Below are 14,181 nucleotides of genomic sequence, written 5' to 3'. Positions count from 1 at the left end.
AGTTGGCCCACCGGCCGACCCTCATCCGGCCCTTCGGGCCACCTTCTCCCAATGGGAGAAGGATCGTTACTTGGGCTGCTGCGCCGCCTTGTAGGCCTGAAGTTCGTCGATGACGTCCATCTGGCGCAGCACCTTGTTCTGCGGGTCGATGAGGACATGGGCGCCGGCCGGAACCGCGACCTGGCCGCGCCTATCCGTCATAGCCACGGTCTGGACGACGCCGTCGATCTCGACCTCCAGCGGCATGGGGAAGGGCCCGCCGTCGCCCGTGGCCCACGCCAGCCGCAACATCTCGCCCTCGCGCATCTGCGTCAGCACCGGCAGGGCGGCGTTGTAGAGATAGCCGCGGAAGAACCAGCCATAATCCTGGCCCGTCACCGAGTTGACGATGTTCAGGAAGTCGCCGGTCGAACGATACAGCGGCGCGAAATTGCCCGGCCGGGGATCGGGTCGGCCATAGACCAGCCGGGTGATCGCCTCGTGGAAGGCCGCATCGCCGATCAGCATCCGCAGTGAATGGCTGATCAGCGAGCCCTTGGAATAGATGTCGTTGCCCGGCCCGACATCGCCCTTGTAGACCTCGTCCTCGGTCTTGGGCGTGCCCGAGACGACGGGGAACTTGTTGATCAGCCCCTCGCGCTGGTTGGCCAGTTCGCGCTGCATATAGCGGTCGCCCAGCAGCCAGCGCGCGTACAGGGGTTGCATGTACGACCCCAGCCCTTCGTGCAGCCACATGTCGTCGGCGTTCTGGTTGGTTAGCTGGTTGCCAAACCATTCGTGGGCGAACTCGTGCTGCAACAGCCAGTCATAGCCCCGCCCGTCGATCTTGTAGCCGTTGCCATAGGCGTTGATGGTCTGGTGCTCCATGCCAAGATGAGGCGTCTCGACCACGCCCATCTTCTCGTCGCCGAAGGGATAGGGGCCGACGGTGGCCTCGAAGAAGTCCAGCATCTTGGGAAACTGGGCGAACAGGGCCTGGACCTGTTCGGGCGTGTCGGACTTCAGATGCCAGTAGGCCATCGGGATCGTGTTGCCGAACCGGCTGCGATACGCGCCCGCGGCCTCCTGATAGGGGCCGACATTCAGGGCGATGGCGTAGGTGTTGGGCGACTTGGCGGTCCAGTTCCAGGTGGTCCAGCCGTCGCCGTGATCGACCTTGCCCAGGAACCGGCCGTTGGACGGCGCCGACAGATCGGACGGGACGGTGATGTGCAGATCGACCCGGCCCGGCTCGCCGTGCGGGCTGTCGATACAGGGCCAGAAGATGTCGCAGCCCTCGCCCTGAACCGCCGTGGCGATCCACGGCTCGCCCGACGGGGCGGTGGACCAGACGAAGCCGCCGTCCCACGGCGCGCGGGGCGCCACGCGCGGCTGACCGGCATAGGCGACGCGCATGGCGACGGACTGTCCGGCGGCCAGGGGCTGTGCCAACTGCACCGTCAGCCGGCCCTCGGGATTGGACCAGCGGTCGACGGCGACCTCGATCCCGTCGATCTGGACCGACGAGATGGTCAGCAGCGTATCCAGATCGACGACCAGGGCCTCCAACGGCGCCTTGGCGGTGAAGTCCAGAACGGCGACGGCGTCGATGGCCTTGTCGGCGGGAATGACCTTGATCGTCAGGTTGGCCTTGTCGAACCGCATCGCCTGTTGTTCGACCGTCAACGGCTGGTCGGTGGCCAGGGTGTAGGGGGTGGATTCACGCGTCGTCGCGGCCGTCGAAGCCGGGGCGGTGGCGCAGGCGGTCAGGGCCAGAAGGCTCGCTGCGGCGAGCAGAACCGTGATGCGCATCCAACTTCCCTTCGGTCTGGCAGGGAAGGCTTAGCGCGGCCCGGATGACGCGCAAAGAAAAAGGCCGGCGTTTCCACCGGCCTCTTCCAGAACTCTATGTCGCAGACGCCGATCAGGCGGCGGCGGCGGCGGCTTGCTCGGCGATCTTGGCGCGAACCTGACGCTTGATGCGCTGGGCGGCGATCGACAGCTGCTCGTCGCGAGCCTTGACGATGAAGACGTCCAGGCCGCCCTTGTAGTCCAGGGTGCGCAGCGCGGCGTTCGAGATACGCAGGCTGAACGTCTGGCCCAGGGTTTCCGAAGTCAGCTTGACCGTCTTCAGCGACGGCAGGAACCGGCGCTTGGTCTTGATGTTCGAGTGGCTCACATTGTGGCCGACCATGGGGCCGATACCGGTGAGTTCGCAACGACGCGACATCGTCAGATCCTTAAGGTGCGGCGTCCAGCCCGAGCATGGGAGAAGACGCATGAAACAGTTGCGCGCGGGAACCAGCCCGCGCGAGAGGGGGCCGTATAAGGGAAGAGGCGGTTCGGCGTCAAGCTGAGTCTGGACGCATAAAGCCAGCGGTTCGTTCAGCCGTCATTCAAATGCCGCGCTGTATGGGCCATATCATGAAGACCCCAGAAGAGACCCAAGCAGAACAGAAGGCCGCCATGTCCCGTCCGTCGCTGATCGACCGCCTGCCCAAGCGCGCGCTCGCCGTCCTGGCCCCGGTCGTCGCCGGCGGCTTCATGCTGGCCGCGCCCGCCACCGCCCCCGCCCAGACGGCGGCCCAGTCCGAAGTCCTGCCCGGCTATTGGGAATATACCACCAGCGCCGTGGGCCAGCGCGACACGCTGCAACGCTGTGTCCGCCCCAGCGAGATCAACCGCTTCTTCGGCGGCCTGTCGACCAACAAGTGGCGCTGCACCTATCCGACCCGCGTGGTGGGCGATGGCAATGCGCGCTTCGAGGGCACGTGCCAGGACCGCAAGGGTCGCCGCATCGCCGTGCGACTGAACGGAACCTATACGGACACCAGCTTCAGCTTCCGCGGGGGCGCCCAGATCGTGCGCGGTACCCCCTATATTCCCGCCAGCATCACCGCACGCCGCATCAGCGCCCAGTGCCCGGCCAACGCCGAGTATTTCTGAGGCCCGTATAGCGAGCAGCAAAAAAGGCCCCGGATCGCTCCGGGGCCTTTTCTTTTGTCCGAGGTCGAAGTCTATGCGGCTTCGGCGGTCGGGATCGGTCTGTTGGCGCCGACGGGGGCGATCCAGTCCTCCAGCGCGGCGATGACGGCGTCATCGACCTCGGCGTCGAACTTGCGCGCGAACAGTGACGGGCTGGCCTTCAGTTCGGGCAGGTCCGCCAGGGTGTAGGTGCGCGGGCGCAGCTTGATCTCGCCGTCGGGGATCCAGTCGATCATCCGCATGTCGTCGTTGACCATCGGCCCATGGACGTCGGTGTTCTTCATCACAGTCTGGAAGAAGCCTTCGTCGGCGATGAAGGTGTGGCGATAGAAGGCCTTGAAGCGATCCGCCGCCTTGTCGTTGCAGACGAAGTCGCAGAAGCGTCGGCTGACCATCATCCACTGATTGCCGATATAGGGCGTGGCCCCGCGCAGGAACGGGCGGCGCAGGATGGTGCGCAGGATGCCGCCGGGACGCTCGAACACTATGTTGCGGACCCGGTTCATGGTGTCGGGGCGGATCTTGCGCTGATCGACCGCGCGAATGAACTCCTGGCCTTTGTGTTTCGCCAGGAAGCCCATGATCTCGGCCTGAGACTTCAACGGGAAGTCCTGGCCGCTGAGGTTGATGAAGACCGACCAGTCGTCGCTCATTTCCAGCAGACGCTTCATGCCGCGCAGCTCTGCGTCGATCAGGCTGTAGCCGCCCCACAGGGCGCGTCGGCTCTCGATGACGTCGGCGTTGGCATAGGGGGCCAGGAACTGGCGGATCTGCTGTTCCAGCTCGGGGCCCGAGTTGCGATCGACGTGAACGACGTAATGGTTGGCGGGGTCATAGACGGCGTCGAACAGGCGTTTGAACTGTTCGGGATAGCGGTGGACCAGGATCAGATAGCCGATCATGCGTCCGCCCTCCCCTTGGTTGAAAGGGGAAAACCCGTCGCGGCGGCGCGCGCGACGGACAGCTCGATGAGCCAGATCATGAGATCGAAGGTTTCGCATGGTGGTCAAACCGGATCCGATCAACCGCCTGAGGGCGGTTCGCTCTCGGCGACCATCCTCCTATTTGGGAAGTCCTGGCTCAAAAGCCATGGGCGCGGGCCTGTGCGGCCTCATTTGGAGGTAGGCCGCCTGCTAGGCTGACCTTTCACAGAAAAGGTCGATCACCGTGAAAGAGAGCAAGGGCAAGTCCAAGAAGGTCGCGCCGCCCAAGGCGAACGCGTCCCAGCCCAGCCTGAAGAACCTGGTTCCCGTGCCTGGAAAGTCGGGGAAAACCGGCAAGTAGAACCCGAAAACAAAAAGGCCCCGGATCGCTCCGGGGCCTTTTCGTTTGTCCGAGGTCGAAGCCCCAACCGGTATTTAGGCGGCTTCGGCGGTCGGGATCGGCTTCTTGGCGCTGAGCGACTTGGCGAGCAGCTCGACGGCGGCGTCCTTGTCGATCTTGTTGGCGGCGGCGACTTCACGGGCCATACGGTCCAGGGCCGATTCATAGAGCTGACGCTCCGAATAGGACTGTTCCGGCTGGGTGTCGGCGCGGTGCAGGTCGCGGACCACTTCGGCGATGGAGATCAGGTCGCCCGAGTTGATCTTGGCTTCGTATTCCTGGGCGCGACGCGACCACATGGTGCGCTTGATGCGGGCGCGACCCTTGAGGGTGGTCAGGGCCTTGGTCACGACATCGTCGGCGGCCAGCGAACGCAGGCCGGCCGTCGCGGCCTTCTTGGTGGGGACGCGCAGGGTCATCTTCTCGTGGTCGAAGGTCACGACATAGACTTCCAGCGACATGCCCGCGACTTCCTGGACCTCGACCGCCGCGACTTTACCGACGCCGTGCGCCGGATAGACGACCGCGTCGCCAACCTTGAACTCCAGACCAGTCTTGCTCGTCATAATCGTCCTTTCCCGGTCAGGGCCGGGCGACGCGAAGGCGCAGGAAACGCAAACAGGATCTCATCCGCCGGATCGCTCCGTCGGAGGGGATGATGTCAGGCGTCAAATGCGGAAACGGATCACCAAACCTCTGGCCGATCCCGTCTATGGGCGGGATGCTGTCGCAAACACGGGCGGCGCGAAGATTTCGCGGACCGCCCGATCGAATGAAACAGAACCTATCACAAATCTGCGGAATTTCAAAACGTCCACAGGGTGGACGTGGATTTGCGGCAAGGCTTGATCGTCGCCAGCCGTAAAGTCAGGAACCCTTGCCCGGCTTGGTGCTGAAGTATTTCTCGTATTTGCCGGTCTCGCGTTCGTACTGTTCGCGGTCGGCGGGGGGCGTGCCCTTGACGGTGATGTTGGGCCAGACCTTGGCGTATTCGGCGTTGACCTGAAGCCACTTGCCGTCCGGCTCGTCCTCGGTGTCGGGCACGATGGCGTCGACGGGGCATTCCGGCTCGCACACGCCGCAGTCGATGCACTCGTCGGGCGCGATGACCAGGAAGTTCTCGCCCTCGTAGAAGCAGTCCACCGGACACACCTCGACGCAGTCCATGAACTTACATTTCACGCAGGCGTCGGTGACGATGTAGGTCATTGGGCGAAGAACGGGTGTCGGACTGTGAGCGGGAGGCCTGCGACATGGCGGCCACGCAACCAACTGTCAACAGCAGGGCTTAAGGCGAGAGACGTTCGCAAGCCGGTTTGAGCCCGCTTGACAACAGTCGGGCTTAATCGCAACCGTATTGATTGCATATTCACCGTCCCATCGACAGGAACCCCTCCATGCGCTCTCCCTTCATGAAATACGCCGTCGCCGGCGCGCTAGCCGTCAGCCTCGCCGCTGGCGGCGCAGTGGTGGCCCAGGCCGCCCTGACCAAGATCCCCGCCCAGGTCACCGCCGGGAACTACGATCTCGATTCCGGCCACGGCAAGATCACCTGGTCGGTGAACCACTTCGGCCTGTCGACCTACACCGGCCAGTTCGTGAACGTGAAGGCCGAGCTGAAGCTGGACCCGGCCAATCCGTCGGCCTCGACCCTGACCGCCACCATTCCGCTGACCGACGTGGCGCCGAACGACGACCGGCTGAAGGCCCACCTGCAGACCGCCGACTTCTTCGACACCGCCAACCACCCGACGGCGACCTTCGTCTCGCGCTCGGTGACGGTGGATTCGGATGACGCCAACGAGGCGACCGTGGTCGGCGACCTGACCCTGCGCGGCGTGACCAAGCCCGTCACCATCGAGGTCGAGTTCAACGGCGCCGGCACCGTCATGGGCGCCTACAAGTCCGGCTTCGACGGCGAGGCCACGATCAAGCGTTCGGACTTCGGCATCAACTACGCCCTGCCGGCCGTGTCCGACGAAGTGAAGCTGCACATCGAGGGCGAGTTCGTTCTCAAGCAATAATTGAGTAAAGGGCGCGGGCCTCTTCGGCAGGTCCGCGCCTTTCGCCCAGCGCCTCCACACTCAGGCTGGTGACGCGCCCGTCTTGGGCGAAGGTCAGCAGGTCGCCGACGTGGACGCAGCGGCTGGGCTTGTCGAGCCGCACCTCCCGCCCGTGATGCGTCAGCCGCACCGCGCCCCGCTCGACCAGATCGGCGGCCAGCCCCCGCGTCTTCACGAACCGCGCGCGCCACAGCCAGATGTCGATGCGACAGGCGTCCTCGCTCAAGCCGTCGCCTTCCGACGCTGGCGACGACGCTTGGGCCGCGCAGACGGCGCCTCCGTCAGAGCGGCCAGGGCCGCGAACGGCGAATCTTTCACCGGCCTGGGCGCCGCGCCGGGCTTGTCAGGCAGGCGGGCGCGTTCGGTCTTCAGGGCGGCGATGACCTGTTTGGCCTGATCGGCGCTCCAGCCCAGGTCGATCAGGGCTTCGTCCGACAACCTGCCATGATGGGCGGCGCGCAACTCGGTCATCCTCTCCAGCGCCTCGACGGCGACCAGCCAGCGACCGGCCTGGCGCAGGCCCGAGGCCGACAGCAGGCGCGGCGAGGGCGGCTCGACCGGCGCGGGGATCAGGTCGGGCGTCGCGGGGATCAGCGGCGCGTCCACGAACCCTTGCGCGAAATGTCGGGCGCGGGGCTTTTGCAGGCCGGGCAGCCACACCGAATGAACGCCGACGCGGATGGCGAAACTCTTCAGCGTGCGGCGCTCGACCTGGCTGAGAGCCGCCAGATCGCGTTCGACCTCGCGTCGGTCGATCAGGCCGCCGGCCTCGATCAGACGAAACGCGATGCCGCGCGGCAGGCCCTTTAGCGCGCCGCTTTCGACGGCCTGACGCAGACGGCGCAAATCTCGCAGCGCACGGCCGGCCTCGGCAGCCAGCCAAGCCTCGATCCGGCGCTGCGCCCGTTCGCGGGCGGGCGTCGGTCCCAGATCGCCCAGCAGACGCACGGACGGCGAGAACGGATCGGCCCCCTGCGGCGTCGTCACGATCTGGGCGGTCAGCACGCCGCGCCACAGGACCGCGCCATCCGGCGTGACGGAAAAGGCCTCGTCGGTCTCGGCCGCCAGCCGGCCCAGGCGGCGGTTGATCTCGGGCGTCACAGCGCGCACGGCCGCCTGGCGCAGGGTGCGGTCTTCCAGCGCCGAGGCGCCCTTCTCCATCTGGAAGCGAACGCCCTCCAGTTGGCCTACGACCTGTCCCTCGACCGTAACCTCGCCGTCGTCGGCGACCCCGGCGAACGTATCGTCCCGCACGTTCAAGGCCCGCATCAGGGCGGTGGTGCGGCGATCCACGAACCGGGCGGTCAGCCGCTCGTGCAGCACGTCGGACAGCCGGTCCTCCAGCGCACGGGTCTTGTCGCGCCAGCCTTGCGCGTCGTGAACCCAGTCGGGCCGGTTGGCGATGTAGGACAGGGTGCGGACTGCCGAGAGCCGCGCCGACAGCTGGTCGATCTGGCCGTCGTCGCGGTCCACGAAGGCGAAGCGCGGCCCCATCCAGTCGTCGGTCAGGCGGCCGCGTTTGCCGGTCAGGGCGTGGAAGACGTCCTTGGCCAACCGCGCATGCTCGTCCAGCGTCGTCTTCTGGAAATCGGGCAGTTGGCACGCCTCCCACAGCCGCATGATGGCGCCGCGCGATCGACCGATGCGGGCGATCTCCTCGTCCTTTATCAGACGGCGCAGCAGGGTCTCGTCCAGAGCCTCGCCGGTCAGGTTCAGGCCGATGCGCTGAGGCGTGACGGTCAGGGACCGCAGCAGGTCAGGCAGGGTGTCGAAATCGAGTTTGGCGTTGCGCCATTCGGCGCCCTCGACCGGATCGAAGCGATGCTCGACCACCTGTTCGACCAGGTCGGGATCCAGATCCTCGGCCTCGGCCGTGACGCCGAAGGTGCCGTCACGCAGGTGCCGTCCGGCGCGGCCGGCGATCTGACCGATCTCGTGCGCGTGCAGCCAGCGGGTCCGCCGACCGTCGAACTTCCTCAGACCCGCAAAGGCGACATGGTCCACGTCCATGTTCAGCCCCATGCCGATGGCGTCGGTTGCGACCAGGAAATCGACCTCGCCCGACTGATACAGGGCGACCTGGGCGTTGCGGGTGCGGGGCGACAGGCTGCCCATGACCACGGCCGCACCGCCTCTCTGACGCCGGATCAGTTCAGCGATGGCGTAAACCCGCTCGGTCGAGAAGGCGACGATGGCGCTGCGCCGGGGCAGGCGGGTCAGTTTCTTGGACCCGGCGTAGGAAAGCGTCGACAGCCGGTCCCGCGTCACGATCTCCACGTCCGGCACCAGGCGGCGGATCAATGGCTCCATCGTCCCGGCGCCCAGGAACATGGTCTCGAACCGCCCGCGCGCGTGCAGCAGTCGCTGGGTGAAGACGTGGCCGCGCTCGGGATCGGCGACCAGCTGAATCTCGTCGATGGCCAGGAACTCGACCGACCGCTCCAGCGGCATAGCCTCGACGGTGCAGACGAAATAGTGCGGCCGCGGCGGGACGATCTTTTCCTCGCCCGTGATCAGGGCGACGGCGGCGGCCCCGCGCTGGCGGACGATGCGCTCGTAGATCTCGCGGGCCAGCAGGCGCAGCGGCAGGCCGATCATGCCCGAGGCGTGACCCAGCATCCGCTCGACCGCCAGATGGGTCTTGCCGGTGTTGGTGGGCCCCAGGACCGCAGTGACGCGGGACGGGGCGAGGCCTGCGGACCGGTCGCTCATGTCCGCCCTAAGGTGGAGACGATTCCCTTCCGGCTCAAGCGTCGCCGGCGCGCATTCCCATGCGAACCAGGGTGGACAGGTTCGACGCCTGCATCTTGGTCATCACCTTGGCGCGGAAAATCTCCACCGTGCGGGGGCTGATCTCCAGCCGCAGCGCAATTTCCTTGTTCGAACAGCCGTCGATCAGGGCGTCGAACACCTGACGCTCGCGAGTGGTCAGGGTCGCCAGACGACTGTTGGCTTCATCGCGCGCCGTCCGATCCGCCTCCAGGCTGGTCAGCGAGGCGATGCAGCGACCGACGCAGTCCAGGATATGTTCGGGATCGAAGGGTTTTTCGATGAAATCGACGACCCCGGCCTTCATCAACTGAACCGCCAGCGGTACGTCGGCGTGGCCGGTGATGACGATTACGGGCCAGCGCTCGCCTCTCAGCGTCTTCAGCCTGCGCACCAGTTCCGGCCCTTCGACGCCGGGCATACGCACGTCGCTGACGACGCAGGCGCTCTTGTCGGTCGGCAGGTTCTCCAGAAAGTCGTCGGCGCTGGCGAAGGCGCGCGCTCGAAAGCCCGCTCCTCGTAACATGAGAACGAGCGAGTCCCGCATGGCTGGGTCGTCGTCGACGATGAAGACGGAATGCGCGTTCATGCGGCGTCGAGCTCCTGGCTGTGAGGCAGTCGGAAGGTGAAAGCGGCGCCGCCAAGTTTACTGCGACCGACGGTCAGGGCGCCGCCGTGGCTTTCCACGATGGACCTCGTCACGGACAGCCCCAGACCCATGCCGCCCGCCTTGGTCGAGATCATCGGATGGAAGATGCTGTCTCGCTGATCGGTCGGAATGCCACGCCCATTGTCCTCGACGGCGATCTCATAGCCTTCGGCGCCCAACGAACGACCCGAGACGGACACGCGGCCGTTTTCCTGTCCAATGGCCGCGTCCACGGCGTTCTTGACCAGGTTGGTCAGGGCCTGCTGCAATTGAATGCGATCCGCCAGTACATGATCGTCCTCGCCATCGGCCTGGATGTAGATGGTGACATCGGTGTCACGCCCGATCAGCGTGAAGACCGGATCCAGGTCCTGGATCATCTGAGAGGCGCGCTCCTCGGTGAAGCTGCGTGATCCGGTCGCAAGAAGCTCACGCATGCGTCGGATGATTTCGCCCGCACGCAGCAATTGCGCCTTGGCCAGTTCCAAAGCGCGCGTCGCTTCGTCTGCCGGGGATCCCGCCTTGGCCAGGGCGGCCTGGCCGGCGTGCAGATAGACGGCTGCGGCGGTCAGGGGCTGATTCATCTCGTGCGCCAGGGTCGCGGCCATCTCGCCCATCGAGTTCAGGCGCCAGACGCTGTTGAGTTTTTCGGTCAGGTCGCGTTCGCGTTGCCGCATCGCCTCTGACTGGCTCTGTTCGGCAAGGGCCAGAACGATATGTTCGGGCCAGATGTCGTCCGGTAGTACATTGGCGTGGATGGTCAGCGGCACGGGGCAGGCGTTTGGGCGCCAAACCGCCCAGAAGCCCGTAGACGGCGACAGAACCTCGCCGCCCTGCCGTGCAGACTCCAGGGCGGCCTCATCGAAACACGGCACCAGCGTGTGAAACGGCAGGGTCGCGGCTTCTTCTCGGCTGACGCCCAGAAGCGCGGCTGCGGCGGGCGTCACGCGCTGTGTGCGCCCTTCGCGATCCAGGGTCACGATCGGCACGGACGTCAGGATGGTCTCCAGAAGCATTTCCCGCATGGCCAGGTCGCGCGTCAGCGCTCGCGCGGTCCTGAGGGCGCCGCCTAGGCGGCGGCAGACCTCTGCGATGGCCCAGGCGACGACGGCGAAGAGGACGGCGTTCACCGTCGCATCGAGCGCGCCTTGCCTCTGCACCATCACTTCGTTGGCGATTATGGAGAGTGTGATCGCCAGAATGACCGACAGGCGCCGCGCCAACAGGGCCGTGACCATGACGGCCGCCACCATCGGCAGATAATAGAAATGTCCAATGGGTTCGAGCGCCACGCGCACGCCGACGGCGATCAATACTGAGATACAGGCGACGAAAGCGCCGCTCCACCAAGTCTTTGTGCGTCGCAGAGTGCAGAGGTGACGATCAGACCCTCGAAGACTGGCGTTATCCCGTTTCACTGTGAACAATCGTGGGTGAGCAACATCACTGGGACATTTACCTGCCGTCTTTTTGACTCATTTTCCATACGCGATCTTGTTATGCGTGGAAATACGTAATTCGCTTCGAAAGCCATGCGCTGCGATCTGAGCCCCGGCGCCAAGCTGTGCCGGCCCTACGCATTCCTACCTAGAGCGTGGTTCAGAAATAATATTAATCATCGCCTCATCCTTGGACTGCACAATGCAGAAGCTTCCAGGGACCACAATGCTTCGTTCGTTTTCCGTCCTCTCGCCTCTGATCGTCGCGGCTGCAAGCCTTGCGTCGCCGGTCACGGTCCAGGTTCGGGCGCCGGGGCGCGATGTCGCCGCCGGCTAAATCGTTCTGAATAAAAAGACACTATCGGGGGATGTAGAGTTGAAGTTGATTGAGAATCTGCCGGTCGGCCGCAAGCTGTTCCTGGCTTTCGGTCTCGTGCTCGCGGCGATCGCCGTGATGGGCGCCGTCGTGGTGACCAGCCTGTTGAAGATGGAAAGCGCCGGCGCGACGCGCAGCGTCGCGAACAAGGACAACCGCACAACCGCCACGGCCGAATTCTACATGACCCGTCAGGAGAACGCCTTCCGCGGCTATCTGCTGTCGAAGGATCCCTATTATCTCGAACGCGTCGATGCTCACCGCGCCAAGTTCCTGGCCGCGATGGAACAACTGCGCAAGGATCTGCCCGCCGATCGCGCCGCGCCGGTCGACAAGGCCGTCGAGGCCAATGCGACCTGGTACAAGAACGTCGTCGAAGTCGGCGGCGCGATGGTTCGCGACGGCCGCGGCGCCGAGGCCGTGCAGATGGTCGGCCGCACCGGCGTCGCCGACACCTATGTCGCCCCGCTGGAAGAAGCGATCGACGAGATCAAGGCCTCCAACGACGCTGCTCTTGAAGCGGCGCGCGCGGCCCAGTCCGCCGCCACTCGCAGCGCCATGAATGCCGTCGTCATCGGTCTGATCGCTGCGCTTCTGATCGCTCTGGCTGCCGGTTTCGTCGCGACCCGCGCCATCACGCGGCCGATCCTCACGATGATCGGCTATATGCAAAAGCTGATGGCGGGCGACACGTCGATCCAGATCGTCGGCGCCGACCGCAAGGACGAGTTCGGCAAGATGGGCCAGGCCATCGTCGCCTTCCGCGACGCCGCCGTCGACAAGGTCCGCGTCGAGAGGGAAGCCGCTTCTCACCGTTCGATGACCGAGCAGGAGCGCACCGAACGCGAGGCCGAAAAGGCGCGCGAGGCGGCGGAAGACATTCGGGCGATCACGGCCTTGGGGCAAGGCCTGTCGGCCATGGCCAACGGCGACATGACATTCCGTATCGATGTCGAGTTCAATCCGAAAGCCGCGCACCTGAAGTCGGACTTCAACGCCGCCATCGCCCAGTTGCAACAGGCTATTGCGGTCGTGGTCGGCAACATCTCGGGCATCCGCTCCGGCGCCGGCGAGATTTCGCAGGCCGCCGACGACCTGTCGCGCCGCACCGAGCAGCAGGCGGCCTCGCTAGAGGAAACCGCCGCCGCCCTGGACGAGATCACCGCCACAGTGAACAAGACCGCTTCTGGCGCGCGTCAGGCCTCGGACGTGGTGCAAGCCGCACGCGGCGACGCCGAAAAGAGCGGCGTGGTGGTGCGTGACGCCGTCCAGGCGATGCAGGCCATCGAAGGCTCGTCCAATCAGATCAACCAGATCATCGGCGTCATCGACGAGATCGCCTTCCAGACCAACCTTCTGGCCCTGAACGCCGGCGTCGAGGCGGCGCGGGCCGGCGACGCGGGACGCGGCTTCGCGGTCGTGGCCTCTGAAGTCCGGGCCCTGGCCCAGCGTTCGGCCGAGGCGGCGAAAGAGATCAAGACCCTGATCTCGGCCTCGACGGGTCAGGTCGGCGCGGGCGTGAAGCTGGTCGGCGAGACCGGTGAGGCCCTGCAACGGATCGTGGACCGGGTCGCCGAGATCGACAGTCTAGTCACCGAAATCGCCGCCTCGGCCCAGGAACAGGCCGTCGGCTTGGCCCAGGTCAACACGGCCGTGAACCAGATGGACCAGGTCACCCAGCAGAATGCGGCCATGGTCGAGCAATCGACCGCCGCCAGCCACTCCCTGTCTCAGGAAGCCGAGGCGCTGCAATCCTCCGTCGCCCAGTTCAACGTGGGCCAGACCGGCGCGGCGGCGTCGCACCGCTCGGCGCCCGCGCCCAGGCGCGTCGCGCCTGCCGCCAAGCCTGCCAACCGCATGGTCGCCGCGCTGAAGACCATCGGACGCGGCGGCGCGGCCCTCAAACCACAAGCTGCGGCCGTCGAAGACGGCTGGGAGGAGTTCTGATGAGCGAGACCCTGATCCTGCCCGACGTTCTCGATCTGAACGCGGCCGAACCGTTGAAGGCCGATCTGCTGGCCCTGCGCGGTCATCCCCTGACGCTGGACGCCTCGGCGGTCGAACGGCTGGGGGGACTGTGCCTGCAAGTGCTGCTGTCGGCCCGCAAGACCTGGGCCGCCGACGGCGTCAACCTAAGCTTAGGGTCTGTGTCCCAATACTGGACAGAACAGTGGGCGGCTTTCGGCGCGCCCGACTTCAATACCGAGGGGCTGACGGCATGACCAAGACCGTTCTGACGATCGACGATTCCCGCACCATGCGCGACATGCTGCTGATGGCGCTGGAAGACGCGGGCTACACCGTGATCCAGGCCGTCGACGGCGTGGACGGGCTGGAGACGCTGGCCGCCAGGGGCGCCGACGTCATCATCACCGACATCAATATGCCTCGCATGGACGGTTTCGGCGTCATCGAGGGCGTGCGCGCCGATCCGAACCACCGCACCACGCCGGTGCTGGTGCTGACGACCGAGAGCGACGTCGAGAAGAAGGCGCGTGCTCGCGCCGCCGGGGCCACCGGCTGGATCGTCAAACCCTTCGACCCCGCAAAACTGGTGGACGCCGTCCGCCGCGTCGCCGCCTGATCGCACCCAGTCTG

General features: G+C 65.7%; 14 protein-coding genes. 5 read left to right on the top strand and 9 right to left on the bottom strand.

Features of this window, described 5'->3' with window-relative positions; translation table 11 throughout:
* Positions 1 to 66 precede the first annotated feature (66 nt).
* Both WC597_RS00670 and rpmB read right to left on the bottom strand, forming a co-directional pair.
* Entirely contained in the window at positions 67 to 1,791 is a 1,725-nt protein-coding gene (locus tag WC597_RS00670; protein WP_372691291.1) for a M1 family metallopeptidase, read from the bottom strand.
* 112 nt (positions 1,792 to 1,903) lie between these two features.
* On the bottom strand, positions 1,904 to 2,209 hold the full coding sequence (rpmB, locus tag WC597_RS00665; protein ID WP_372691290.1) for a 50S ribosomal protein L28: 306 nt from the start codon (positions 2,207 to 2,209) through the stop codon (positions 1,904 to 1,906).
* 194 nt (positions 2,210 to 2,403) lie between these two features.
* Between rpmB and WC597_RS00660 the strand changes: the two genes are divergently transcribed.
* Positions 2,404 to 2,925 carry a DUF3617 domain-containing protein gene (locus WC597_RS00660; RefSeq protein ID WP_372691289.1) on the top strand — a complete coding sequence of 174 codons (522 nt, stop codon included), beginning with the start codon at positions 2,404 to 2,406 and terminating at the stop codon, positions 2,923 to 2,925.
* Between the two features lie 71 nt (positions 2,926 to 2,996).
* On the opposite strand, the gene WC597_RS00655 is transcribed toward WC597_RS00660, so the two are convergent.
* The 3 genes from WC597_RS00655 to fdxA all read right to left on the bottom strand — a co-directional run bounded on the left by WC597_RS00655 (position 2,997) and on the right by fdxA (position 5,496).
* Entirely contained in the window at positions 2,997 to 3,866 is an 870-nt protein-coding gene (locus WC597_RS00655) for a beta-1,6-N-acetylglucosaminyltransferase (RefSeq protein WP_372691288.1), read from the bottom strand.
* A 456-nt stretch (positions 3,867 to 4,322) separates the two neighbouring features.
* Positions 4,323 to 4,853 carry a CarD family transcriptional regulator gene (locus tag WC597_RS00650; protein WP_159846611.1) on the bottom strand — a complete coding sequence of 177 codons (531 nt, stop codon included), beginning with the start codon at positions 4,851 to 4,853 and terminating at the stop codon, positions 4,323 to 4,325.
* Between the two features lie 301 nt (positions 4,854 to 5,154).
* Positions 5,155 to 5,496 (bottom strand): ferredoxin FdxA, encoded by a 342-nt coding sequence (gene fdxA / locus WC597_RS00645; protein ID WP_159846606.1) that lies wholly within the window; start codon positions 5,494 to 5,496, stop codon positions 5,155 to 5,157.
* Between the two features lie 188 nt (positions 5,497 to 5,684).
* Here fdxA and WC597_RS00640 point away from each other — a divergent pair, with 188 nt between their 5' ends.
* Entirely contained in the window at positions 5,685 to 6,311 is a 627-nt protein-coding gene (locus WC597_RS00640; RefSeq protein ID WP_372691287.1) for a YceI family protein, read from the top strand.
* Here WC597_RS00640 and WC597_RS00635 read toward each other — a convergent pair.
* From WC597_RS00635 to WC597_RS00620, 4 genes are read right to left on the bottom strand one after another with little or no spacing between them, the layout of a single operon-like run.
* Positions 6,301 to 6,576, bottom strand: a complete 276-nt coding sequence (locus tag WC597_RS00635; protein ID WP_372691286.1) for an RNA-binding S4 domain-containing protein — start codon at positions 6,574 to 6,576, stop codon at positions 6,301 to 6,303. The two genes, WC597_RS00640 and WC597_RS00635, sit on opposite strands and share 11 nt — an antisense overlap.
* The gene (locus WC597_RS00630) at positions 6,573 to 9,062 is read right to left on the bottom strand and encodes a helicase-related protein (RefSeq protein WP_372691285.1); all 2,490 of its coding nucleotides are present in this window, start codon (positions 9,060 to 9,062) and stop codon (positions 6,573 to 6,575) included. Before WC597_RS00630 ends, WC597_RS00635 begins: the two co-directional genes overlap by 4 nt.
* Positions 9,063 to 9,096: 34 nt before the next feature.
* Positions 9,097 to 9,708 (bottom strand): response regulator FixJ, encoded by a 612-nt coding sequence (gene fixJ / locus WC597_RS00625; RefSeq protein WP_372691284.1) that lies wholly within the window; start codon positions 9,706 to 9,708, stop codon positions 9,097 to 9,099.
* A complete protein-coding gene (locus WC597_RS00620; protein ID WP_372691283.1) occupies positions 9,705 to 11,081 on the bottom strand; it encodes a nitrogen regulation protein NR(II) in 1,377 nt (458 codons plus the stop codon). Before WC597_RS00620 ends, fixJ begins: the two co-directional genes overlap by 4 nt.
* A gap of 580 nt (positions 11,082 to 11,661) precedes the next feature.
* On the opposite strand from WC597_RS00620, the gene WC597_RS00615 reads away from it, so the two are divergent.
* Genes WC597_RS00615 through WC597_RS00605 form a run of 3 tightly spaced genes read left to right on the top strand, consistent with a single transcriptional unit; the run spans position 11,662 to position 14,167 of the window.
* The gene (locus tag WC597_RS00615; RefSeq protein WP_372691445.1) at positions 11,662 to 13,530 is read left to right on the top strand and encodes a methyl-accepting chemotaxis protein; all 1,869 of its coding nucleotides are present in this window, start codon (positions 11,662 to 11,664) and stop codon (positions 13,528 to 13,530) included.
* Complete coding sequence (locus WC597_RS00610; protein ID WP_372691282.1) at positions 13,530 to 13,805, top strand: STAS domain-containing protein; 276 nt, start codon at positions 13,530 to 13,532, stop codon at positions 13,803 to 13,805. Before WC597_RS00615 ends, WC597_RS00610 begins: the two co-directional genes overlap by 1 nt.
* Positions 13,802 to 14,167 (top strand): response regulator, encoded by a 366-nt coding sequence (locus WC597_RS00605; protein WP_135194671.1) that lies wholly within the window; start codon positions 13,802 to 13,804, stop codon positions 14,165 to 14,167. The genes WC597_RS00610 and WC597_RS00605 overlap by 4 nt, the downstream gene beginning before the upstream one ends.
* Positions 14,168 to 14,181: the final 14 nt, after the last annotated feature.

This window comes from Brevundimonas sp. (assembly GCF_041648115.1).
Lineage (GTDB): Bacteria > Pseudomonadota > Alphaproteobacteria > Caulobacterales > Caulobacteraceae > Brevundimonas.
The sequence above is the reverse complement of the archived record's forward strand: the minus strand, read 5'-3'. Positions and strand labels throughout refer to the sequence as shown.

What these genes read in the sequence shown, in the direction of transcription:
- WC597_RS00605 (WP_135194671.1), top strand. Translation starts at nt 13,802, where the DNA reads ATGACCAAGACCGTTCTGACGATCGACGATTCCCGCACCATGCGCGAC.
- WC597_RS00670 (WP_372691291.1), bottom strand. Translation starts at nt 1,791, where the DNA reads ATGCGCATCACGGTTCTGCTCGCCGCAGCGAGCCTTCTGGCCCTGACC.
- rpmB (WP_372691290.1), bottom strand. Translation starts at nt 2,209, where the DNA reads ATGTCGCGTCGTTGCGAACTCACCGGTATCGGCCCCATGGTCGGCCAC.
- fdxA (WP_159846606.1), bottom strand. Translation starts at nt 5,496, where the DNA reads ATGACCTACATCGTCACCGACGCCTGCGTGAAATGTAAGTTCATGGAC.
- WC597_RS00610 (WP_372691282.1), top strand. Translation starts at nt 13,530, where the DNA reads ATGAGCGAGACCCTGATCCTGCCCGACGTTCTCGATCTGAACGCGGCC.
- WC597_RS00650 (WP_159846611.1), bottom strand. Translation starts at nt 4,853, where the DNA reads ATGACGAGCAAGACTGGTCTGGAGTTCAAGGTTGGCGACGCGGTCGTC.
- WC597_RS00660 (WP_372691289.1), top strand. Translation starts at nt 2,404, where the DNA reads ATGAAGACCCCAGAAGAGACCCAAGCAGAACAGAAGGCCGCCATGTCC.
- WC597_RS00655 (WP_372691288.1), bottom strand. Translation starts at nt 3,866, where the DNA reads ATGATCGGCTATCTGATCCTGGTCCACCGCTATCCCGAACAGTTCAAA.
- WC597_RS00615 (WP_372691445.1), top strand. Translation starts at nt 11,662, where the DNA reads ATGGGCGCCGTCGTGGTGACCAGCCTGTTGAAGATGGAAAGCGCCGGC.
- WC597_RS00630 (WP_372691285.1), bottom strand. Translation starts at nt 9,062, where the DNA reads ATGAGCGACCGGTCCGCAGGCCTCGCCCCGTCCCGCGTCACTGCGGTC.
- fixJ (WP_372691284.1), bottom strand. Translation starts at nt 9,708, where the DNA reads ATGAACGCGCATTCCGTCTTCATCGTCGACGACGACCCAGCCATGCGG.
- WC597_RS00640 (WP_372691287.1), top strand. Translation starts at nt 5,685, where the DNA reads ATGCGCTCTCCCTTCATGAAATACGCCGTCGCCGGCGCGCTAGCCGTC.